This is a genomic window from Ferranicluibacter rubi (assembly GCF_011603255.1).
Classification (GTDB): domain Bacteria; phylum Pseudomonadota; class Alphaproteobacteria; order Rhizobiales; family Rhizobiaceae; genus Ferranicluibacter; species Ferranicluibacter rubi.
Genome location: NZ_JAANCM010000017.1, coordinates 1 through 21,579, shown reverse-complemented (window position 1 = coordinate 21,579; position 21,579 = coordinate 1). Strand labels below are relative to the sequence as shown.

General features: G+C 64.6%; 24 protein-coding genes. 10 read left to right on the top strand and 14 right to left on the bottom strand.

Features of this window, described 5'->3' with window-relative positions; translation table 11 throughout:
• Positions 1 to 61: 61 nt before the first annotated feature.
• From G8E10_RS23275 to G8E10_RS23265, 3 genes are all read right to left on the bottom strand, one after another.
• On the bottom strand, positions 62 to 1,318 hold the full coding sequence (locus G8E10_RS23275; protein ID WP_167130861.1) for a DUF2254 domain-containing protein: 1,257 nt from the start codon (positions 1,316 to 1,318) through the stop codon (positions 62 to 64).
• A gap of 301 nt (positions 1,319 to 1,619) precedes the next feature.
• A complete protein-coding gene (locus G8E10_RS23270) occupies positions 1,620 to 3,725 on the bottom strand; it encodes a S9 family peptidase (RefSeq protein ID WP_167130860.1) in 2,106 nt (701 codons plus the stop codon).
• Between the two features lie 141 nt (positions 3,726 to 3,866).
• Complete coding sequence (locus G8E10_RS23265; RefSeq protein WP_167130859.1) at positions 3,867 to 4,784, bottom strand: LysR family transcriptional regulator; 918 nt, start codon at positions 4,782 to 4,784, stop codon at positions 3,867 to 3,869.
• Positions 4,785 to 4,914: 130 nt separating this feature from the next.
• Between G8E10_RS23265 and G8E10_RS23260 the strand changes: the two genes are divergently transcribed.
• Positions 4,915 to 5,196 carry a DUF2798 domain-containing protein gene (locus tag G8E10_RS23260; RefSeq protein ID WP_110726596.1) on the top strand — a complete coding sequence of 94 codons (282 nt, stop codon included), beginning with the start codon at positions 4,915 to 4,917 and terminating at the stop codon, positions 5,194 to 5,196.
• 15 nt (positions 5,197 to 5,211) lie between these two features.
• Here the strand turns inward: G8E10_RS23260 and G8E10_RS23255 are convergent, their stop codons facing one another.
• Positions 5,212 to 6,123 carry a VOC family protein gene (locus tag G8E10_RS23255; RefSeq protein ID WP_425530871.1) on the bottom strand — a complete coding sequence of 304 codons (912 nt, stop codon included), beginning with the start codon at positions 6,121 to 6,123 and terminating at the stop codon, positions 5,212 to 5,214.
• A gap of 501 nt (positions 6,124 to 6,624) precedes the next feature.
• Between G8E10_RS23255 and trhA the strand changes: the two genes are divergently transcribed.
• Positions 6,625 to 7,242 carry a PAQR family membrane homeostasis protein TrhA gene (trhA, locus tag G8E10_RS23250; RefSeq protein WP_167130893.1) on the top strand — a complete coding sequence of 206 codons (618 nt, stop codon included), beginning with the start codon at positions 6,625 to 6,627 and terminating at the stop codon, positions 7,240 to 7,242.
• A 24-nt stretch (positions 7,243 to 7,266) separates the two neighbouring features.
• On the opposite strand, the gene msrB is transcribed toward trhA, so the two are convergent.
• Positions 7,267 to 7,704 carry a peptide-methionine (R)-S-oxide reductase MsrB gene (gene msrB / locus G8E10_RS23245; protein ID WP_167130858.1) on the bottom strand — a complete coding sequence of 146 codons (438 nt, stop codon included), beginning with the start codon at positions 7,702 to 7,704 and terminating at the stop codon, positions 7,267 to 7,269.
• Positions 7,705 to 8,317: 613 nt separating this feature from the next.
• Between msrB and G8E10_RS23240 the strand changes: the two genes are divergently transcribed.
• From G8E10_RS23240 to G8E10_RS23230, 3 genes are all read left to right on the top strand, one after another.
• Positions 8,318 to 8,767: a Ros/MucR family transcriptional regulator gene (locus G8E10_RS23240; RefSeq protein WP_167130892.1), complete on the top strand. Its 450-nt coding sequence runs from the start codon at positions 8,318 to 8,320 to the stop codon at positions 8,765 to 8,767.
• 384 nt (positions 8,768 to 9,151) lie between these two features.
• Positions 9,152 to 9,619 (top strand): helix-turn-helix domain-containing protein, encoded by a 468-nt coding sequence (locus G8E10_RS26150; RefSeq protein WP_245507085.1) that lies wholly within the window; start codon positions 9,152 to 9,154, stop codon positions 9,617 to 9,619.
• Positions 9,612 to 10,529, top strand: a complete 918-nt coding sequence (locus G8E10_RS23230; RefSeq protein WP_167130857.1) for a DUF6456 domain-containing protein — start codon at positions 9,612 to 9,614, stop codon at positions 10,527 to 10,529. Before G8E10_RS26150 ends, G8E10_RS23230 begins: the two co-directional genes overlap by 8 nt.
• Positions 10,530 to 10,577: 48 nt before the next feature.
• Here the strand turns inward: G8E10_RS23230 and G8E10_RS23225 are convergent, their stop codons facing one another.
• Together G8E10_RS23225 and G8E10_RS23220 are read right to left on the bottom strand one after the other, a co-directional pair.
• A complete protein-coding gene (locus G8E10_RS23225) occupies positions 10,578 to 11,021 on the bottom strand; it encodes a SufE family protein (RefSeq protein ID WP_167130856.1) in 444 nt (147 codons plus the stop codon).
• Between the two features lie 95 nt (positions 11,022 to 11,116).
• Positions 11,117 to 11,608, bottom strand: a complete 492-nt coding sequence (locus G8E10_RS23220; RefSeq protein WP_167130855.1) for a DUF5330 domain-containing protein — start codon at positions 11,606 to 11,608, stop codon at positions 11,117 to 11,119.
• 590 nt (positions 11,609 to 12,198) lie between these two features.
• Between G8E10_RS23220 and G8E10_RS23215 the strand changes: the two genes are divergently transcribed.
• From G8E10_RS23215 to G8E10_RS23205, 3 genes are all read left to right on the top strand, one after another.
• Positions 12,199 to 13,764, top strand: a complete 1,566-nt coding sequence (locus tag G8E10_RS23215; RefSeq protein ID WP_167130854.1) for an ATP-binding protein — start codon at positions 12,199 to 12,201, stop codon at positions 13,762 to 13,764.
• Complete coding sequence (locus G8E10_RS23210; RefSeq protein ID WP_167130853.1) at positions 13,736 to 14,839, top strand: peptidoglycan-binding domain-containing protein; 1,104 nt, start codon at positions 13,736 to 13,738, stop codon at positions 14,837 to 14,839. Before G8E10_RS23215 ends, G8E10_RS23210 begins: the two co-directional genes overlap by 29 nt.
• 205 nt (positions 14,840 to 15,044) lie before the next feature.
• A complete protein-coding gene (locus G8E10_RS23205) occupies positions 15,045 to 15,392 on the top strand; it encodes a DUF1491 family protein (protein ID WP_167130852.1) in 348 nt (115 codons plus the stop codon).
• A 7-nt stretch (positions 15,393 to 15,399) separates the two neighbouring features.
• Here the strand turns inward: G8E10_RS23205 and G8E10_RS23200 are convergent, their stop codons facing one another.
• Together G8E10_RS23200 and G8E10_RS23195 are read right to left on the bottom strand one after the other, a co-directional pair.
• Positions 15,400 to 16,413, bottom strand: a complete 1,014-nt coding sequence (locus G8E10_RS23200; protein ID WP_167130851.1) for a hypothetical protein — start codon at positions 16,411 to 16,413, stop codon at positions 15,400 to 15,402.
• Between the two features lie 434 nt (positions 16,414 to 16,847).
• Positions 16,848 to 17,750 carry an SH3 domain-containing protein gene (locus G8E10_RS23195; protein WP_343289865.1) on the bottom strand — a complete coding sequence of 301 codons (903 nt, stop codon included), beginning with the start codon at positions 17,748 to 17,750 and terminating at the stop codon, positions 16,848 to 16,850.
• 432 nt (positions 17,751 to 18,182) lie between these two features.
• Here G8E10_RS23195 and G8E10_RS23190 point away from each other — a divergent pair, with 432 nt between their 5' ends.
• Together G8E10_RS23190 and G8E10_RS23185 are read left to right on the top strand one after the other, a co-directional pair.
• Positions 18,183 to 18,464, top strand: coding sequence for a hypothetical protein (locus G8E10_RS23190; protein WP_092932722.1), 282 nt, complete (start codon positions 18,183 to 18,185; stop codon positions 18,462 to 18,464).
• Positions 18,465 to 18,889: 425 nt separating this feature from the next.
• Positions 18,890 to 19,087: a hypothetical protein gene (locus G8E10_RS23185; protein ID WP_132663623.1), complete on the top strand. Its 198-nt coding sequence runs from the start codon at positions 18,890 to 18,892 to the stop codon at positions 19,085 to 19,087.
• A 70-nt stretch (positions 19,088 to 19,157) separates the two neighbouring features.
• Here G8E10_RS23185 and G8E10_RS23180 read toward each other — a convergent pair whose 3' ends face one another.
• The 5 genes from G8E10_RS23180 to G8E10_RS23160 all read right to left on the bottom strand — a co-directional run.
• Positions 19,158 to 19,703 (bottom strand): DUF1254 domain-containing protein, encoded by a 546-nt coding sequence (locus G8E10_RS23180; RefSeq protein ID WP_092932726.1) that lies wholly within the window; start codon positions 19,701 to 19,703, stop codon positions 19,158 to 19,160.
• On the bottom strand, positions 19,696 to 20,283 hold the full coding sequence (locus G8E10_RS23175; protein WP_167130891.1) for a DUF1214 domain-containing protein: 588 nt from the start codon (positions 20,281 to 20,283) through the stop codon (positions 19,696 to 19,698). Before G8E10_RS23175 ends, G8E10_RS23180 begins: the two co-directional genes overlap by 8 nt.
• Before the next feature lie 22 nt (positions 20,284 to 20,305).
• Positions 20,306 to 20,923, bottom strand: coding sequence for a PIN domain-containing protein (locus tag G8E10_RS23170; protein ID WP_281517772.1), 618 nt, complete (start codon positions 20,921 to 20,923; stop codon positions 20,306 to 20,308).
• Positions 20,924 to 20,925: 2 nt separating this feature from the next.
• The gene (locus G8E10_RS23165; protein WP_167130848.1) at positions 20,926 to 21,282 is read right to left on the bottom strand and encodes a hypothetical protein; all 357 of its coding nucleotides are present in this window, start codon (positions 21,280 to 21,282) and stop codon (positions 20,926 to 20,928) included.
• Between the two features lie 89 nt (positions 21,283 to 21,371).
• The coding region (locus G8E10_RS23160; protein ID WP_167130847.1) for a hypothetical protein at positions 21,372 to 21,579 on the bottom strand (208 nt) is incomplete at its 5' end.

Below are 21,579 nucleotides of genomic sequence, written 5' to 3'. Positions count from 1 at the left end.
GGCGATCAGGCGTCCCGCGCCGGCGGCGGTTCGCGACAGTCTTTGTCTGGAGAGACCAGCCTCAGGCCTCCACGAAAGCCTCCCGCTTCAGCCGCTCCCGATCCGCCTCGAAGGTGAGGCTATCCAGCCCGCGTGTGAGGCTGGCCACCGCGGTCTCGCGGGCGATGGTGTGCATGCGTCCGTCCGGCAGGCCCGCCAGCGCCCGCAGGCTTTTTTGCAGGCGGATGCCGATGTCGAGGTTGCCGGCGCCGTCACGGGCGATCGGCAGGAAGGCGTCCTCGAACATATCCCGAAGCGTCACAGGCGGCACATGCACGCGCGGGAACGCGGGCGCGCCGCGCAGATGGTCCGCTCTCGGCGCCACGGCGAGCACCTCGACCATCGCCGTCATGACGTCGATCGTCGTGCCGGGATCGTTGATGGCGGAGGACAGGGAGCGCGAGGCGATTTCGGCGAGCACGATCAGGCCGAAGCGGGGGTCCTGCTCGAAGGTGCGGCGCGGGCCGATGGTCAGGGCGTCGAGAATAGCCTGTTGCACCTTGGGGTCGAGCCCGCCGGCAGCCCGGGTCCGAACGAAGAGCATCGGCGTGCCCGGCGAGCAGAAGGCCCCGGCCCGCGCGACCAGATGCAGTTCGAGATCGCCCGCCTCACCGAGCGCCTGCAACTGCGGCATGTCGATATGCTTGATATAGCCGACCTTGGCAGGCGAGACCGGCACGGCACCGGATGGTATGGGCCCGAGCGGCGCGCCGCCGAGAAGCGGATCTTCGAGATGATCGCGCATGCCCGTCATCGCCACGGTCTTCACCCGGTCGATGGTCTCGCTGATCCGGCCGAGGGTCGAGAGATGGTCGATCCAGCGCAACAGCGTCAGCACGATCACGGCGATGACGCCGAGCGTGACGATGAACAGGACAAGCCGCCCGCCGCCGCCATAGAGCCCGGCATGCAGCGCAATCAGCCCGACGAGCGAAAACAGGAAGGTGCCGAGAAAGGTCGAGAGCGCCCGCTGGGCGGTGGTGTCCTCAAGCAGCAGGCTCGTCGCCCGCGGCGTCGCGCCGCTGGCCGCAGCCGCGCTGGCGGCAACCAGTGTCGATAGCGAGAAGGTGGTGACGGCGAGCATGCTGGAGGCGATGATGCTGAGGATCGGATCCACCGCATCCGCCCCGAAGGCCTGCGTCATCTCCTCCGGAATGAAGGGCCCGAGAAGGATGGCGACCAGCGCCGTCGCAACCCCCGCAAGACAATAGAGCGTCGCCCGAACCCACAACCGCCGCGACAGCCGCACCACCTGCCAGAGACGTTTCGACCTGAGCATGAGACCTCCCGAACCGGACCGCCGGATGGCGACCGCAGCAGGGTTATAGGGCGTGGTGATGTATTTTCGAGATGGCGCATGTGCGTGTGGAGGGTGAGGTGAGGGGGTAGAAAGGAAGAAAGACCCTCTCTGGCCTGCCGGCCATCTCCCCCACAAGGGGGGAGAAGACGTGTGGCACGACCTTCGCTACAATCTTGAACGTATTTTCTTGAAGCGAGCGGCTCGCCCCAAGTCTTCTCCCCCCTTGTGGGGGAGATGCCCGGCAGGGCAGAGAGGGTCTTTCTTCTTCTCCCTTACCCCCTCACATCTTCCGCGCCACCTTGATCGCAAACGCATATTCGAACGCGATCTCCTCCAGCCGCTGAAAGCGGCCGGAGGCGCCGCCGTGGTCGGCGCCCATGTTGGTTTTGAGAAGGATCGGCTGGTCGCCCGTGGTCTTGTCGCGCAGCTTCGCCACCCACTTGGTCGGCTCCCAATAGGTCACGCGCGGGTCGGTGAGGCCGGAGAGGGCGAGGAGGGCGGGGTAGGGTTTTTCCGCCACATTGTCGTAGGGCGAGTAGCTGGCGATGTGATGATAGGCCGCTTCGTCGTCGATCGGGTTGCCCCATTCCGGCCATTCCGGCGGGGTCAGCGGCAGGGTGTCGTCGAGCATGGTGTTCAGCACGTCCACGAAGGGAACGGCCGCGATGATGCCGCCGAATTTTTCCGGTGCCATGTTGGCGACGGCGCCCATCAGCATGCCGCCGGCCGATCCGCCTTCGGCGACGATGTTCGCGTAGGAGGTGAAGCGTTCCTGATTCAGATAATCGGCCGCCGCGATGAAGTCCTTGAACGTGTTGGTCTTCTTCTCCATCTTGCCGTCTTCGTACCAGGCAAAGCCCTTGTCCTTGCCGCCGCGGATATGGGCGATGGCATAGACGAAGCCGCGATCCACCAGCGACAGGCAATTGGTGTTGAACGAGGCGGGAATGGACATGCCGTAGGCGCCGTAACCATAGAGCAGGCAGGGTGCGGAGCCATCGAGGGCCACATCGCGGCGATAGAGCAGCGTCACCGGCACGGAGGCGCCGTCATGCGAGGGCGCAAACACGCGGCGCGTGACGTAGTCGTCCGGATTGTGGCCGGAGGGCACTTCCTGCGTCTTCAGCAGCGTCCGCTCGCGGGTCGTCATGTCGTAGTCGAAGAGCTGGCTCGGTGTCGTCATCGAGGAGTAGGAGAAGCGGATGACGTCGGTGTCGTATTCGGCAGCACCCGACAGGCCGAGCGAGAAGGCTTCCTCGGCGAAGGCGATCGCGTGCTCCTCGCCGGTGCGGCGGTCGCGGATCTTGATCTGCGGCAGGCCGTTCTCGCGCTCCAGCCAGACGAGGTGGCGGGCAAACGCCATGTGGTTGAGAATCAGCCGGCCCGGCGTGTGGGGCACGAGTTCGCGCCAGTTCTCCCGCTCCGGCCGGTCGAACGGCGTTTCCATGATCTTGAAATCCTTGGCGCCATCGGCATTCGTCAGGATGTAGAAGACGTCGCCGCCCTCGGTCATGGAGTATTCGAGCCCGGTCTCTCGCGCGGCGACCAGCTTCGGTGTGGCATGGAGGTCGGAGGTGGGGATCAGCAGGTATTCGCTGGTCTCGTGGTCGTGAATGTCGATGTAGATCACGTCGTCGAGCATGGAGGCGCCGACGCCCATGAAGAAGCCCGGATCTTCCTCCTCGTAGACCAGCCGGTCGTCAGCCTGCGGCGTGCCGATGACATGGTGGAAGATCTTCGACGGACGGTGGTTCTCGTCGAGCACGGTGTAGAAGAAGCTGCGGCCGTCCGGCGCCCAGGCGCCATCGCCGCCGGTGTTGGCGATCACGTCTTCCAGGTCCTCGCCGGTCGCCAGATCGCGGATGCGAAGCGTGAAATATTCCGATCCCTTGTCGTCATAGCCCCAGATGCCGAGCGAATGATCGGTGCAATGGTCGATGCCGGAGAGGCGGAAATAGTCCTTGCCCGCAGCCTCCTTGTCGCCGTCGAGCAGCACCACGCGCTCGCCGCCGTCGCGCGGCTGGCGGAAGTAGCGCGGCTGCTCGCCGCCGGTGACGAAGGCGGTGCCATAGGCGAACGGCCCGTCCTTCATCGGTACGGAGCTGTCGTCCTCCTTGATGCGGCCCTTCATCTCGGCGAAAAGCTGCTTCTGCAGCGCCTCGGTTTCCGCCATCGCCGCCTTCATATAGGCGTTCTCGGCCTCCAGATGCGCGCGGATCTCGGGATCGAGAATGGAGGTGTCCTTGAACATCTGCTGCCAGTTGTCGGCCCGGAACCAGGCATAGTCGTCGGTGCGGGTGATGCCGTGGCGGGTGTCGCTCAGCGGCTTCTTGTGTGCTGCAGGCGGAACGGGCAGGCTGGAAAAGACGGGGGCTTGGTCGGACAATGCGATCTCCGGGGGTTCGCTGAAGCTTTTCCGGATCACCGGGAACGCTCCATCTCTTCGTTATAGCCGCAGGACGATGCTCTGGGATATCGAGCACATAGATGCCGCAGCCGGCGCATTCAAGCGGCAAAGCGCGTGGCCTCAGCGCGAGGATAAGGCCGCGACCGCGTAATCGATGAAGGCGCGGATCTTCGGCGTGGCGCTGTGGCGGTCGAGCGTGCAGGCGTAGAAGGTGAAGGGCGTATGCGCCGCGATTGTGTCGCTGCCGCCGACCGTGTCGCTGAACAGAGGTACGATCGAACCCCTCGCGATCAACTCGTCGGCGATGAACGCGCCGAGCCGGGCGATGCCGGCACCGGCGAGGACCATGGAGGTCAGGGTATCGATATCGTTGCTGATGATCTTCGGCTTGATATCGGGCTCGTACAATGTGCCGTCCTTGAGGAAGGTCCAGCGGAACAGGCGGCCATGCGTCGCCAGCCGGTAGAGCAGGCAATCATGATGCACGAGATCTTCCGGCGTCTTGGGATGGCCGCGGCGGGCGAGATAATCGGGCGAGGCGCAGATCATCATCGGCACGGTGACGAGCCGGCGGGCGATCAGCGAGGGCTCCAGCTGCTCGGCGAACCGCACGCTGATGTCGATGCCCTCGGCGATATGGTCGACGGCCCTGTCGGTGACGACGAGCTCGACGGAAAGCTGCGGGTAGAGGCTGGCGAAGCCCGGAATGAGCGGCGCGATGACATGGCGGCCGAACGCGACCGAGGCGGAAACGGTGAGCCTTCCCCGTGGCGCGTCGTTGAGCGCGGAAACGGCGGTGGCCGCTGCCTCCAGCGCGTGGACGACATGGCGGACGCGCTCGAAATAGACCTGCCCGCTATCCGTCAGCCCCAGCCGGCGCGTCGTGCGCTGCATCAGGCGCACGCCGAGGTCGCGCTCCAGCCGGGCGATGTTCTGGCTGGCGGCCGCAGGGCTGATGCCGAGCTGCCGGGCGGCGGCCGCAATGCTGCCCATCTCGACGCTGCGCACGAAACTCTCGATCCCGCGAAGGCTGTCCATAGCTGCGCGCACTCCCGATCCCGATCATTCGAAAGTTTTGCTTCAGATTGATGGAGCCTGCAAGCCTCTAATCGAAGGCGGCATTTGCGGCTAGGACAAGGGTATCGACATTCAACATTTCGGAGCGACCATGCCCACGAACGCAACCCCCACATCCCCCGCTGCCCGGTCTGCGAAGACCGGCCTCCCCTCTGCGGCGACACCTTACGTCTTCGCCTTCTTCATGGCCGGCATCATGGCCTTCGTGATGTGCTGGATCATCGTTTCGGTGAACAGCGGCGTCGACAGCGGCCTGCCGATGCGCGTGGCCGCCGCCTACCTCATTGCCATGCCCGCCGCCTTCGTCAGCGTGCTGATCGTCCGCCCTATCGCGCTGAAGCTCACATCCCTCGTGGTGCGCCGCCCAGGCTGAGGGGTCTCGGCCGTCTCAGGCCGACAGCGTCAGCCCGATGCCGAACGGATCGGTGAGGGAGACGGTGTCGCCGGTGCGGGCGGTGGGGATTTCCAGCCGGTCCAGCGCGGCGAGCGCCGTCTGAAGTGCTGCCGTATCGTTGAAGCGGAGGGCGTAGGTGCCGAGCCCGGTCATCTCGGCGACGCGCCGGGGCGCGTTGCGCGTGTTCCAGATATTGGCGGCGAGGTGGTGGTGGTAGCCGCCGGTGGAGAAGAAGCTGGCGCCCGGATAGGTGCCCATCAGATCGAGGCCGAGCACGTCGCGGAAGAAGGTGTCCGCCTGCGGCAGGTCCGACACCTGCAGGTGGAGATGGCCGAGCGACGTGCCCGCCGCCATGCCGCCCCAATGGGTGTGTCCCCGGGCAAGCGCAAGGCCCTCGTCGTAGAGCGTCTGGAGATCGAGCGGCAGGGTGGCCATCTTCAACGTGCCGTCGGGCTGGGTTGCCCAACTGGCGCGGGGCCGGTCGCGATAGACCTCGATGCCGTTGCCCTCGGGGTCCGCCAGATAGATCGCCTCGCTGACCAGATGGTCCGATGCGCCCTGCAGCGGCACCTGAAGGCCCGCGGCATGGGCCAGCCAGCGGGCAAGCGCTGCCCGGTCGGGCACGAGGAAGGCCGTGTGGAACAGGCCCGGCGCGTTGCGCGGCGCCGTGGTCGCATGGCCAGAGGTGGTGAGCGTCAGCAGCGGTCGTCCGCCGGCGCCGAGCGTCTCGCCGCTTGGCAACCGCTCCATCAGGCTCAGCCCCATCACGGACTGGTACCAGGACGACACGAGCGGCAGGTCGCGCACCACCAGCCGCGCGTGATCGATAAAGGCCGGCATGGCGAGTGGATGTTCGGAGGTGGGATGTTCGGAGGCGAGCGGATGATCCGGCGAAGGGGTGCGCATCAGGTCGGAAAGGGTCATCTCGGTCGCTCCTGCGAGGGTGTTCGGGAAGATGCCGGGCAGGACGAGCGCCATACCCGTCATGTGCAGCAGGCGGCGTCGGCGCAGATCGTCCATGGCAGGGTCCCCGAAGAGGGCCGACTATGCACCCCTTGGGCGCGAGGCGAAATCCCCGGGATCGGCGATGGATCGTCTCGGATGCGTTGACAATCCCGGCGCGAATTTTTCGTGCTTGCACGGAAAATTCGTCGGCCCGGCGCGAACGTGTTCGCGCCTGCGCCAAAATTTTTTCGCACCCGCAGCAATTTTCCGCCCGCCGGGCCTATTCCGTCATCCTCCCGCCTGCATCATCGCCGATGATCGATTCGTCACCGAAAGTGACGGACGCGCGCCCATCGGGGCTCGCCAAACGGGCGGCGGATGCGTAGCCTGACCTGAAACGGATCTGGAGACGAAGCGCGCGTGGAGATCAAGGGCATCAAGTGGAACTACGACCGGACCGAAATGATCGCGGACGGCATCGTCCATGGCATCGGTCTCGCCTTCGCGCTCATTGGCGTCACCATCCTGCTGGTGCATGCCAGTGCGGCCAGCACCGCGGGGCAGATCGCTGCCGCCGCGATCTACGGCGCCGGCCTCGTCGCCACGCTGTCGATCTCCTTCGTCTACAATATGTGGCCGGTGTCGCGCACCAAATGGCTGCTGCGCCGGTTCGATCATTCCTCGATCTTCATCCTGATCGCGGCGACCTATACACCCTTCCTGCAAAGCGGCTGGAACGATCCGTTCCTGGCCGCCATGCTCGTCGGCATCTGGCTGATCGCCGCTCTCGGCATCGCGCTGAAATGCGTCTTTCCCGGGCGTTACGACAAGCTCGCGATCGTGCTCTATCTCGCCATGGGCTGGAGCGGCGTGCTGGCCGTCGGGCCGCTGCTGACGACGCTGAACGGCGCCACCATGCTGCTGATTCTCGCCGGCGGCATCATCTACTCCGCCGGCGTCATCTTCCATGTGTGGGAACGGCTGCGCTTTCAAAACGCCATCTGGCACGGCTTCGTTGTGACCGCCGCCGCCGTCCACTTCTCGGCCGTGTTCTCGGTCATCGGCAGCACCCCCGCTTAAATCGGGTCGCTCAGGCCGGGTCGCCTAAGCCGGCTCGAAACTCAGCGCCACGCCGTTCATGCAGTAGCGAAGCCCGGTCGGGGCCGGTCCGTCCGGAAAGACGTGGCCCAGATGGGCGTCGCAATCGGCGCATTTCACTTCCGTCCGCGTCATGCCGTAGGAACGGTCGGTGACCTGCGTCACCGCTTCAGGCTGGAGCGGCTGGAAGAAGCTCGGCCAGCCCGTTCCCGAATCGAACTTTGTCCGGGCGTCGTAGAGCGCGTTGCCGCAGCAGATGCAGCGATAGGTGCCGGCTTTGCCAAGCGCGAAATCAGGGCTCGAAAACGCTCGTTCCGTACCGTGCTGGCGGGTGACCCGATACTGGTCCGGCGTCAGCTGCTCGCGCCATTCCGCATCGCTCTTCACGACCTTCAGAGGGGTGTTTGCGCCGTCTCCGGCAGCATGCGTGCGATGTTCGGTCATGTCGTTCTCCTCATCTTGAGACTGCGCTTCATATAGGAACGCGCGGCGTGCAAGCAAAGCCAACGCAAGCCCTCGTGCTGCGCGGCTTTATAGTAATGTCTGCTCATGGAAACGCATGCGAGCGAGGTGAGAATCGCAGGTTGCAGAGAATCGCAGCCCTCGCCGGTGGTGCACGCACGGATGTTGCCCCGAAAGGGGGGTCTCGATAGATGAACGCGCGCATTTCTATCGGGATTGCTTGTGACAACTGTTCCGGGACGCGTCGTTTCACCCGCCAAGTCTTGCATCTATTGAAAAACGGGTTTGACATTTTTGGGGTGAATGTTATTCGAGTAACGGCAAAGTGTCTGAGACTGAAAATACTGCAGGTTGTCGTCGCCGAAATATCTCTACAGAATTCGGTTGTCTTTTCGGGGTAGGGGAAAGATATGCGGCGTCCAATGCAAGTGCATTCATCAAGTAATTCGGTCGTTCCATTGTGATGCAATCGTGCTGGTTTTTACCGCAATCGATCGCATTTCCATGGGACAAATGACGCTTTCATGGAAAAGCCTGCGAATCTGCGGGTGAAAACGAGACAATCGCCCGAAAGGAGAACAAAATGAGTGAACAGATGGCAGGACATGGCACGGCCGGACTCGGTGTTGCAGGACATGGCAACGAGTTGCTCGTGGAACTGACCGCAGAAATCGTCGCCGCCTATGTCAGCAATCATGTCGTGCCCGTCTCGGAGTTGTCGACTCTTATCGGCGATGTGCACACGGCGCTGAACAACACCGGCGCACCGGCTCCCGTCGTCGCTGCCGTGGAAAAACCGAAGCCTGCTGTATCCGTGCGCAAGTCGGTTCAGGACGGCCAGATCACCTGCCTGGAATGCGGTGGCAACTTCAAGTCGCTGAAGCGCCACCTGATGACGCACCACGCTTTGTCGCCGGAAGACTACCGCGAAAAGTGGGAACTGCCGTCAGATTATCCGATGGTCGCCCCGGCCTATGCCGAAGCGCGCTCGCGCCTCGCCCGCGAAATGGGCCTCGGCCAGCGCCGCAAGCGCGCCGCCAAGTAAGCTCGGCAAGATTTTTATCAGCCTTGTAAAGCAAGATGTTTCCATCGCGCCGGACCGGATCCTTATCCGGTCCGGCTTTTTCATGTCCGGAGAGCGGAAGCCTCTGGTTAGGAACTGGATCAAGGAAAAAATGCCTATATGATTCAGAAGGCTATCGGAAACATGAAAGAATTCAACAGAAAGTTGTGAGTCGGCTGTAGCACTCGTTTCGTCTTCGGCGTAGGTTATGTGAAACTATTCCTATAACGGAGATCCGCGATGACCATGCCTCCTGCACATGCCGATAGCGCTCTGACGACAATGGGCCCATTGGGCCTCCTTGGTCGTTTTCCGGACGATCTCCGTCCCGCAGTCTCACCGTCTCCATTGGTCACGAGACCTTTCTTGATCCGGGCCGCGTCTTACGGGACGGCTGCGCCCGGTCATGAGTTTGCCCGTGCGCCCGAATGCAAATCCGTATGGCCGCCGTCCGCCGCTCCCGCGACATCCCGGGTTTCCGAACTGCCCGATACGGCAGCGCCCGACCCGCTGGCGCAGGCCCGCTGCCGCATGGTGGCCGATGTGGTCGAGGAACTCACCATGATGGTCGGGGATCGCCAGCAGTTGCGGCGCGACCGCCGGCGGATGATGACGCATGTCCGCCAGATCGCCATGTATGTCAGCCATGTCGTGCTGCAGGTCTCGCTGACCGATATCGGCGTCGCCTTCGGTCGGGATCGCTCCACGGTCAGCTATTCCTGCCATGTAGTGGAGGATCGCCGCGACGATGCCGATTTCGACGCCTTCGTGTCCGCCATCGAGCGCGTCATCACGGCCGTCTTTCCGCCGGCCGGAGACGCCGCCCATGCGTGACACGAGGCCTCCGGACGCCGCCGCCCGCGCCGATCTCGTCCGGCTGGTCCGCCACCTCGTGGGCGGCCGGCGGGCGAGATCCGGCGAAGCCCGGCCGGACATAGCAGAAGACGCCGCCGTCGTGGCCACCTTCACGGTGACGGAGGAGGGCGCCGACGTGATCGTCACGCGTGCGGACGGTGCGAAGCGCACCCTGCCGCCAGCGGCGATGCGCGAGGCCGTCTCCCTCGGTCTCGTCGCCAGGATCGATGCTGTCGGGCCCGAGGCGTCCGGTCGCTGGCATGTGCTTTCGCCGGCCGTGCCCTTCCTCAAGCGCGCGCTGTCCGACCCGGAGGCGGCGTTCGCGGGCCAGCATCGGCACATCGCGCCGAGCACGGTGGAAACGGCAGTCGGCCGGCAGACGGTACAGGTCAATCTCTCGGAATCGCCGCTTGCCCATATCGCCCGGCTGAAGGAGAAATCCGGCAAGCCGTTTCTGCCGGTCGAAGCGCTGGAGGCCGGGCAGCGGCTGCACCGGGATTTTACCCGCGCGCAATTGCAGCCGCGCATGACCATGTCCTACGAACCCCGGCTGTCAACGCGCACGAAGGGAAGCCGCGGCGGCAGCAGTGAGATCGCCGACAGCGCCATGACGGCCAGAACCCGCGTGGCGCGGGCGATGGAAGCGGTCGGCCCGGAACTCTGCGGCGTCGCCATCGACGTTTGCGGTTTCGAAAAGGGGCTGGAGACGGTGGAGCGGGAACGCCAATGGCCGGCCCGCTCGGCAAAACTCCTGCTCCGCGCCGCCCTCATGGCGCTCGCCCGCCACTACGCCCCACCCCCACCGGCATCACCGGCGCGCCGCACCCATGCCTGGGGCGCGGAAGGCTATCGCCCGGATGTGGATGGGGGTCGCGGACGCGGCGGGTGATGGTCGCGAGACGAAGGCGTGGGGTCATCTCTTCAGACGCGAAGAAGCTCAACCTTTCAGCCGCACCGCCGCCTGGTCTTGGATGCGCTTGACCATGGAACGCAGGCCGTTGGCGCGCTGGGCCGTCAGGAACTCGATGAGGCCCATCTGGCCGAACAGGTCCAGCGCATCGGTCGCCGCGATCTCGGAGGCTTTTTTGCCCGAAAAAATCGAGAGCACGATGGCGACGAGGCCGCGCACGATATGGGCGTCGGATTCGCCCTCGAAGGTCAGGACGGGATCAGCGCCCTCTGCGGCGTGGCTCACCAGCCAGACCTGACTGGCACAGCCCTGCACCTTGTTGTCAGCCGTGCGCTTCTCTTCCGGCAGGTCCGGCAGGGTGCGCCCGAGCTCGATCACATAGCTCATCCGGTCCTGCCAATCGTCGAGATAGGCGCAGTTCTCGAGGATTTCGGAAAGGGGCGTCGGGGTGAAGGCGGCGGCATCGGTCATGCCGTCTCTATAAGGGATCGGGTCCGCGTTGAGAAGGTGGATCGGCGTGGCGGGCGAGGCTTTCACAGGGGTTTTGGTGGCAAGCGCCGGGCCGGTCAGGAGGCGCGATGCGGCTTCGGCGGGATGCGCTTTTCCGGCACCGGGATACGCGTGAAGCCGAGATCCTCATGGGTCTCCGAAAGCGCAGGTTCGGCGGCAGCGGCGGCAGAGGGCGCGGCTGGGGGCAGGGCCTGCTCCGGCACGGTACCCGTGGTCACGGCGTCACCCGGTGTTACGGTGTCGCCTGCCGAGGCAGTCTTCTCGTCGCCGAACTGGGTTTCGAGCAGCTGATAGGCGATGCGGGCGCCGTCCTTGGCGCGGTGGCCGAGCGCATTGAAAGTCTCGGCGCCCTTGGTGCAGACGTCGGGCTTCTCAAGGCAGATGGCGCTGATATAGCCGATCGCCTCGCTGGCGGCGGAAACCGTCTGGCCGATATCCATTTTGGCACCGGCCGCAGCCTGCGGCTGCGCTGCTTCCTCCGTGCCGAAGATCGGCAGGAGGACGAGCACCAGCGAAAACCAGAATGCTGCCTTGATCAGAAACCACATGGTCGACCCCGTTCTTCACGTTCACGCAACTGTCCCGACCGCCTGCTGTTCCATGTCCTCACCGATATCGCCGGTCTGTGCCGGTTACCGATGATGGGAGGCAGCTCGGTCGAACGTCAAACTAGGGCACCTCTTCCAACACGGCCTTGAAAACGAGACCTGTATTTGAGGCGTCTTTTCGTAAAATTCGATCGATCTGCATTTGACCCGCATTTGAAGGGCATTTGAGCCAATCGCGTTAAGGGTCAAGGCGGCGGCCGCGCCCGGGCCCCCTGCAAATGCGGCTTCCGGCAGTGGAGCGAGATGCCACAGTGGTTAAATTAACTCGAAAAATACCATGATTTCAACGGTTACGCCACGTTAACCACAACAAACAAAGGGCGTCCGAATCTGGCTCAGGAGGGCCGGTGAAGCCGTTTTGCAACACATCGGGGGTGTTCACTTAGAGTTTCATTAAGCCGCCGGTGAGACATTCGGCCTTGTCCGATGACGATCGTTCCACCCTTTTCGACGGGCCGGAAACGACCGCGCGGCACTTCATGAACAACCGGGGCAGGACGTTCCGGGCAACGAAAAATGCAGGGTCGGGCGTGACAATTGTGCGGAACATCGCTGGAAGGTTTGCGTCCCGCGTGGACGATGCCGCCAGGCTCTGGTTGCCCCGCCCGGCACCGACCGAGCGCGAGCTTTCCGCCATCCGCACCGTTGCAGCCTCCGCCCTCATCGCCTTCCCGATCGCCCCGCTGGCCCTTGCCGCCGTGTTGCCGCTGTCGCTGGCCCTGCCGGTCGGTGCCGGCCTCGTCGGCGCGCTGACGCTGGTCGGCGGTCTCGCCGCCGTCGGCCTTGCCGGCCGCAATGCGAGCCCGGTCACGCCCCTCGCGGCACCCGTCGCTCCGGCAGCGCTCGCCTATGATCTCTTCGCCGGCCTCGTGACGCTGCACGACCTGCGCGGCTCGGTAACATCCGTGCACGGCCGCGATGCGTCCAGCTTCCTCGCCTGGATGCGCGACCCGACCGGCCGCGGCTTCATCGAGCAGATCCACGTCTCCGACCGCATCGCCTTCCTGCGCGCCATCGACACGATCCGGCTCGGCGCCGACAGCGAGACCGTCGAGCTGCGGCTTGAACGCGGCTCCATGACGGAAGGCGGCGCCCAGCTTTTGCATATGCGGTGCGAACTCGCCGCCATCGTCGAAGACGGCATGCTGTCGGGCATTCTCGTCCAGTCGCGCGATATCTCGGCCGAAGTCGCGCTCAAGGCCGATGCCGCGAGCAAGGCCGAAGCTGCGGAAAGCGCCAACGACGCGAAGACCCGATTCCTTGCGGCCGTCAGCCACGAGCTGCGCACGCCGCTCAACGCCATCCTCGGCTTTTCCGACATTCTCTCCGGGGAATATTTCGGCCGGCTGGAGAACGATCGCCAGCGCGAATATGTCGCTTTGATCAACCAGTCCGGCGCCCATCTCCTCTCCGTCGTCAACACGATGCTGGACATGAGCAAGATCGAGGCCGGGCGCTACGAGCTGATCGCCGAGCCCTTCGTCGTTGCCGATGCCGTGTCCGCCTGCGAGGCGATGCTGGGCTTGCAGGCCGACGCCAAGGGCGTCAAGCTGGCGAGCCGCGTCATGCGGGGCGTGGGCGAAGTCCATGCCGACCGTCGCGCCGTGCAGCAGATCCTCATCAACCTCGTCGGCAACGCCATCAAGTTCACCGACGCCGGCGGCATCGTCACCATCGACGCGGAGATCGTCGGTGCAGACCTGCGGCTGACCGTCAGCGATACGGGCATCGGCATTCCCGCGGACAAGCTCGCCTGTCTCGGTCAGGCCTTCATGCAGGTCGAAAACGAATATACCCGCAAATACGAAGGTACGGGCCTTGGCCTCGCGCTCGTCAAGGGGCTGGTGGCGCTGCATGGCGGCCGCTTCGACATCTCCAGCCGGCCGCGCGAAGGCACGGCGATCCGGATCAGCCTGCCGCTCGACGGCTCCGGCATCAGCAGCGCCGATCACCTTGCCGACGCCGACAGCATCGCAGAATTTCCGCCGCGCCTGAAGACCCAGGCCGGCTCCACGTCCCTGAACCCCGGTGTGCACACATCAGGGGTTGAGAAAGGAGGTGCGGCAGATGGCGAAGCCTACGCGAAAACAGCCTGACCGACGCAAAGCCCCCGCCACCACAGTCAAGGGGAAGACGGGCGCCGCCAAGGGCGCGACCGCGCTGAAGCGCAAGGGAGCGTCCCGACCGAACATTGTGCTGCGTGCCGCCTCCGGCATGTTGCGTCTGGCGCTGCGCAATCCCGCCATCTTCGGCGGGACCGCGGCGTTTGCCGTCGTGTTCGGTTTCGTCGCGGCCAATGCGCTCTGGTATCAGCCCGGCCACCACCCGTCGCCGCTGATGCGCACCCGGCTGCCCTTCACCCATCCCGACCCGGCGCGCGTGTCGCTGAGCGAGCCGCAGGACGTGCCTGACCCTAGCAAGGTCACGACCTTCGTCATCCGCAGGGAAGACGAAGCCGGGGAGGCGGAGCCCGGACAGGTTCCGGCCGAAGCCCTGCCGACCGGCGAGCGCACCGCCAGCGTTCCCGGGTCCGACACGCTCGCGACGCTGCCGGGCGAGCCGACACCCCGGCAGGACACGACGGCCGACCTCGACCCGACGAGCCTCGTGCGCACCGTCCAGGCCGAACTCGCGCGGCACGGCTTTTATGACGGAGAGGCCGACGGGCGTCTGGGGCCCAAGACCACAGCGGCCATCCGCCGCTTCGAGCAGGCCAGCGGCCTTCCGCAAACCGGCTTGGTCAGCCAGGGCCTTCTCGCCGCTCTGCAGGGCGGCACGTCGGCATCCCCCGGCATCGCCACCATCATGCCGGCACCACGCCCGACGGCGATCCCGCCGGCCCCGAAGACCCCAACCGAGATCGACCCGATCGCCGCTGCGATCCGCGCGGCCGAGGGGGGTGCGGAGGTGAAGCCGAAGTCCGTCCACGCCAAGGCGACCGAAACGGCCTCTGCCGAATCGAGCGCGTCGGGGGCGAGCGGCGCCGGCATGGTCATGTCCATCCAGCGGGGGCTGTCGAACCTCGCTTACGCCGACGTGTCGGTCGATGGCGTCGTGGGCGACCAGACCCGCATGGCCATCCGCCATTTCGAAAAGCACTACCGCCTGCCGGAAACCGGCGAGCCGAGTGCCGCGGTGCTGAAGAAAATGAAGGAAATCGGCGCGATTTGAGGGGGTGTCGGATTGATTTTTTCCCCGTCATTCCGGGACAGGCCCGGAATGACGGAGGTGGTTGGAAAACACAATCGCGCCAGCGGATTCTCCGTGTTTTCGGAATCAACGTGCGAAACGCTTCGCGAACCGGTGGAGAATTCCGCACCTAACCACCTGAGCCGGCATCGATAGACGCCGTCCTCCGCCCGCGCTATGCAGGGCCATGCGCCTCCGTTCCGATATCTTCGTTTCCGCCATCACCCGCCGCGTCTTTTCGCGCGGGGACACTGCGGCCGTGCTGCGCAAGGGATCCGAGGCGGCCGGTGCCATCTTCATCCGCCAGCGGACGCGGGACGGGCAGGAGAGGCTGTTCGGGCCGGCGCCGCAGAGCCTGGTGACGGCAGAGGAAGAGGGCGGGCGGCTGTTCGAGTGCCGCCTCTCGTCGTCCGATGCTGACGCCATCGACGCGGCTCTCGCCCGAGAAATCCGGTTCGATCCGGATTGCTGGGTCGTCGAGCTGGAAACGCAGGACGTTTCCGATCTCTTCGAAACCATCAAGCCGGACGGTTGAACGCCGATCAGCGCGCGCTGCGCGTCAGGTTGCGGCGGTAGAAGGTGGAGGCGACCTGCTGCGTCTGGTTGGCGGGGGCGGGGTAGGCGGCCGGCTGGCGCGGGTCTTCCGCGCGCTCCGGGCCGAGCATCGGCGTATGGCGTTGAGTCCCATTACGGCGCGCATCGTCAGCGGCAATCCAGCCTTCCACGCGGGTCTTCGCATCCACCGGATCGATACCGTCGAGCAGAGCATCGCAGCGCGTTCCCGCACCGCTTCTTTCCCCGAGATAGGGGTAGAGCGTGGTGAGCATGCGCACCATTTCCACGCGCGGCGTGCCGAGTGCCGACAGGGTGACGGCGAGCTGCCAGCCGGAAACGTCGAGGACGAGGCGTTCCCCGAACACGGCCGAGCAGTCGAGCGCATGCGAGAGGGTCGCGGCGAACAGATTGACCTCGCCCGAGCGGGAAAAGCGCACAAGCAGCGCTTCATGCGTGGCGTCGAGCGCCAGCAGGGGACGGCGGGGTGGTGTTGCAGCTGCTGCGAGCGGCTGGCCGGCGGTGCGGGCAAGCGCTTTCAGCTCCGCGCGCAGACGCTCCTCGCGCTCCAGCGAGGCACCCGCTGTGGCAGGGGCGGGCTTGGCAGGCTCCGCCATGGAGGACGCCGGGCGGGAGGTGCTGTCGCGCCGCTCGACAAGGGCATCCACCACCCGGACGCTCAGATTGTCGCGGCGGGCAATGGCATTGGCGTGGGAGGGGCTCTGGTGGCGAATGATGTCGAGGAGGACGCGCTCCTCGATCGAAACGGCGCGCGTGAGAAACAGGGCGGCGATGGCGATGGGCGCACTGCCGATCTGCAGGGCGACGGACGGGGGCACATGGGGGCTTCTGGCAAGGGCTGCCGCCGCCTGCCGGCGCGCCTCGTCGCTGGAGGCCGTAAACAGCGGCTCGAACAGCTCGCAGAACTGCTTGAGATCCGAGGGCCGCGGCTGGCGAAGCCCTTCGAAACTCGACACCGTTGCCATCAGCACCGCGTCTTTCACGCGGCCGTTCTGAGGTCTTTCCAAATCACGAAACCGGTCCGCCACACGTCCACCTCATACGCAAAACACCGACGCATCCCTCGGCAAGGCATCCCTTGCCCTTTTCCGGGCGCAGGCCTCGTGCCGCCGGCTCCAGCTCACGCGTCTTCCGAACGTCTCCGCGCAACGCGTTGAAGTCTCTGGAATCCATGATGCAGGTGTCCCGGCGATGGCAACGAGCGCGCCATGAGACGGAGATTATGCCGACGTGGTTAACATCGGCTTAAGGGCGTGCGGCAACGGGGCAGGCAATGGCGTGCTGTGTGCGAGGGGCCCGCAAGGCGGGGTTGCACGCTGGGGAGGGCGTTTGGGTCGTGAGAGAGGCACCCCTCGAACGCAACAGGCGGCGCCGTGGTCGGCGCCGCCTGTTGTCTTACGTGGGGACGACGTGCTGCTTAGAGCGTGCAGCCCGGTTCGCCGATCTCGCAGGCGCGGCGGCGGTCGCGGTCGCGGTTCCCGCGGTTGTCGTTGGTGCCGTCCAGATCGGGGCGTTCCAGGATGGGCCGATCGGGGTTGCGACGGTCGTTGTCACGACGGTCGCCATTATCGCGACGGTCGCCGTTGGGACGGTCGTTGTCCCGCCGATCATTGTCGCGACGATCCCGGTCGAACTGCGGGCGATCGCGGTTGCCGTCATTGTCGCGGTCGAAGCGGGGACGGTCACGATTGCCATCGCGATCCCGATCCCGGTCCCGGTTGCGATCGCGTTCGAAGTCGGGGCGGTCGCGGTCGGGGCGGTCACGGTCGAAACGCGGGCCGTCATTGTCGAAGCGGTTACGATCACGATCACGCTCGAAGCGCTCCCGGTCGCGGTCCCGCTCGACGCGGGGGCGATCCCTGTCCCGGTCACGGTCGAAGCGTGGACGATCGCGGTCGCGCTCGAAGCGATCCGGGCCGCCGCGCCAGTATTCGCGGTCGCGATAAAAGTCGCGGTTCCGGTAGTTGCGATCCCAATAGTTGCCGAGTTCGAAGGTGACGGTGGGGATGCCGAGCGGGCGATAGTAGCGCGGCGCGACATAGACGCGGCTGCGCTGGTACTCCGCCTGGACGTAGGAGCCGGAGACCCAGCCGCGACCGCGCGAGAAGGAGACGTCGCACCAGTTGGCATCCGCAAGGCAGCCGTGGATTTCGACGGGCGCGCCGACGGGAATGACGACGACGGCGGGGTAGCGGGTGCTGGGGCCGGAGCGCATGTTGACATTGGCGGTGGCAAAGCCCTCCGCAGCGCTGGCCACGGCCGGGGCCAGCAGCGTGGCGGCCAGCGCTATGCCGGACAGGATGGATTTGACGGAATACACTCTAGGGTCCTCCAGTAGCTTATCGAGCTTTCGGCCTGCGGGCGGGGGCTGGCAGGCCGTGCCGAACGTTATGAGCAAGGTAAAACACGTCCACATGATGGCATCTTCCGGCTGCTGTTTCTTCCTGTTCGCTCCTCGACACGAGAAAGATTGTCGATCGACGGCGCCGGGAAAATCTTCAAGCGCATAGGAAGCAGGCAAGGCACGGATGAACGCCGTCACACGAGAAGTGGCGAAGCAGAAAACAGCGTCTGCCTGTTTTTGTTCCTAGGCGGGCTGGCCTGAACGGATCCTGAACGGGCGGGAAGCACGTCTTCGGCGCCACAAGATCCAGGCGCAGCATCGCCCGGAAATACGGGGTTTCTCCGTGGAGCGGGGAACAAAATGGACGATCGCCCGTTATGGCGTCAGTTCGAACAGGAGCCCCGGACAATGATCGATAAGAAATTCGCCACCGTTTCCAGCACGGAAGCCGAAGTCGAAGCCAGCGTTGCCAAGAGCGACCTCGACAGCCAGATCTCCGATCTGCGTGCCGAAATTGCCCGCCTGACCGACTCGGTCTCCGCAATCGGCAGCGGCGCGAAGGCCGTCGTCCAGTCCGAAGCCGAAGTGCTGACCGAGCGCCTGCGTGACCGCGTTCGCGAAGAGCCCGTCACGACGCTTCTGACGATCGCCGGCGTATCCTTCGTGCTGGGCCTTCTCGCCCGCCGCTAAGGCCGATCGCCCGTCGTCAGGACGCAAAGTTCTTCAGCCGCAATGTCCCCGAGGGATGTTGCGGCTTTCGGCGACTGGAGCGCATGGCGTTCCAATCTGTGCCGCACATTTTCGCATGCGAATCACGAGTTTCAACGGGCGGACGACAGGTTTTCGGGATGTTTTCCATCGCTAGGTTTGGGGTATCCAAAGTTAAGAGCTTGTTTACTAAGCTATGGCCCAATCATCCTGCGGGCCGGCACGATTTGGACGTATCACCGACATCGCAGTATGAGCCTAAATACATCCGGAATCATCCGGAAGAAGGAGCAACGAGAACGGCGCTCATGGCTGGCCTTGACGGGTCGGTGAAGCGTCAGCCCGACGAGGGCAGGATGAAATCTGTTTCAAGTTCATCCGTCTCATCCCGTTTATTGGAGACGAGAATGGCAGATGTAATCAGACTTCAGGACCGCCAGCACCGCGGCGGCCGCAAGATGAACCCCGATGGAGCACGTCACGACGCGACGATCCTGCTTTTCACCGGTATTCGCTACGAGCGGATGGAAGGCGTGACCCTTCCCAAGGTTTCCCCCGGTGTTTCCACGATCAAGCCGCTGAACGGCTCGAACCACAAACACTGATTTTTTCCCCGGACGATCCTAGGCTGTTTGCAGGTCTTCAGGCGTATATGTGCGTTGACTGCCTTGAGCCCTACCGAGACATAGGCTCGCAACCCGCCTCACCGAGAAACTTGCTGGCCGCCGCCTCATAGCTGCCGAGCGGCGCGAGCGCTCTCAGAACGGCATAGCCTTCGTCTTCCGGCATCTCGACTGTGATAGTTTGTCCGATGGTTTCCGCCGGCTGCTTGCGGAGCTCCACCAGTTGCAGCGGCGTTGCCGCGACGACATCGACCCGGTCGTTGACCGCCGTCGCATCGCTCATGCTGAAGATTTCGTTCGATCCGGAATCATAGATCGCGAGCGACCAGAACGGCACATCGCCCGACGCCGTGAACCGGACCGGCCCGCCGAGCACCGAAAAGCCGCAGACCGCGACCCGGAGATAGGGATCGTCGTTGGAAAGACCCGTCGGTCCCGGCGCCGAGGTCAGCGGGAAGAAGCTGTCCATCTCGTAGAGCCCGAGCACGCGGCTATAGGCATCCTCCGCCGTGAAACGCGGCAGAGCGAGGATGATGACGATGTGCAGCAGGGCGGCACCGATCAGCCCGACGAGGATGGCATAGAGCAGGCTACGCATGGCCGCATCCCCGCGCCGTGATCTTCGGCATGACCAGCTCGATCGCGCCGGAGGAATTGGCGGTCGGCGCATCGAGAAGCGTCAGGACCAGGCGGAAGCGGCGGGGTTCGGTGACCGCCAGCCAGTTGTCCGCCTGGGCGTCCGGTGCCACGTGGATGACGAAGGACGTATCCGCCTCGCGCAGCACGCTCCAGGCGTTGAGCGCGACCGGCAGCGTCTCCGACGCCGTCAGCGGCCGGTCGGCGCTGTCTGTCGCAAAGAGGGTCCAGAAGCGGGCCGGCGGCGTGTTGCCGACGATATCGTAGCGGCAGGCACCGGAGAGCAGCCGGCCCGTATCATCCGTCTCCGCAGTGAAGCGCATGCCCTCCGCCTTGCCGTAAAGCAGCCGCCCGGCCCGCGCCCGGTGCGCCTTGGCGTAAGGGTCTGTGTCGGCGGTCTGGGCATTGGGATAGGCGATCCACGGCCCGAGGCGAATGGAGCCGAAGCCGGTGGAGGCCTTGAGCGCGGAAATGCTCACGGCAATGCCGCCGCCGAAGGCGACGCAGAGCGTGAGTGCGACGAGGAAGGGCACGCGAAACATCAGGGCTGGCTGCTTTCCACCGTCATCGGACGCCTTCATTTCCGGGATTCCGAATGGCGTTCCATAGGGTCTCCGGCGTAAAATCATAGCCAAGGCGCATCCATTGCATCACATCGAACGGATGCGCGACAATGAGATCCGCGCCGCCGATCTGGTACCGGAGAGCCTGCAGGGTTCGCTGGCCCGACGCCGTCGTGTTCACCACTTGCGTGTCGATCACGGAAGCATCCTTGGTTGCGAAATCCCGCAAACTGTCTGTCACAAGAATGTCGGCCTCGGTGCCGATGGCCGTCGCCAACACGCCTGCATCCTCGACATCCGGCATGGCAAAGCGCTCTTCTCCACCCAAAATAAGATAGGGATCGAGCGCTTCCGGACCATACTTCATGATGTCGATGATGGAGCCGGAATATGCCGTAATTCTGTCTTCCGTAAAATCCAGCCGACGGAGCACCGTTTCCAAGGTGTCGATCATATCGAACGAGATGACCAGCTGCGCTCTGGCATTCATACCCCATGTCTGGCTACTGACCATCGACAACAGGGTCTGCGTTGCCGTGCCTTTGCGACCACGGTCGTGCGCCATGATGTTGCCCACGAAAATGTTGACATCCAGCAACACGCGGACGGGACGGTCCATGACTATGTCCGTTGCGCCGCAGCACGGCTGAAAGCCGTTGCCTCTTCCATCATGTCGATCTCGCTGGACGCGTCGTCCGATCCTCCGAAACGGTGCTCGGATGCCAGGTCCATGGTCGCCTTCTCAAGTCGAACCCGCGCTGCCGCGGCCATCATTTCGCGGCCAAGCCGGACGATCGTGTCCTGATCGTCCTGAGCGTTCAACTCGAGCAGGAAGTCTCGAACACCCTTGGGAAGGCCGACAAAGACCGTGATCGCGCTGGAAACCGCGTTCGAGACGGACCTGTTCTCCATCGACGCGACCATCTTCAATTTCGTGGCCGTTCTGCCATCGACATTCGCCGAAATCGTGGAGGACATCGCACGCTCCTATAGAAATACGCCATTTCTATATACCCTATTGGCCAGCGACCGGCAACGTCTGGATAGCAGAACATGTCACCATCGCGTCAGTTGCTGGCGGCGTCGAGCGCCGGGTCCGGGGCGGCGCTGGCGACTTTGCCGGGGGTGCTTGCGAGGGACGGGGTGGTTTCGAAGCGGGTGCCGAGAGACTTCAGCAGGCGGGTGACGTCGCCGGAGAGCATGCGGGGGCGCACGAGAGGGGGGAGGGCGTTTTCGTCGGTTTTCGCGACGACGGGGGGCTTGTCCTTCTTGGAC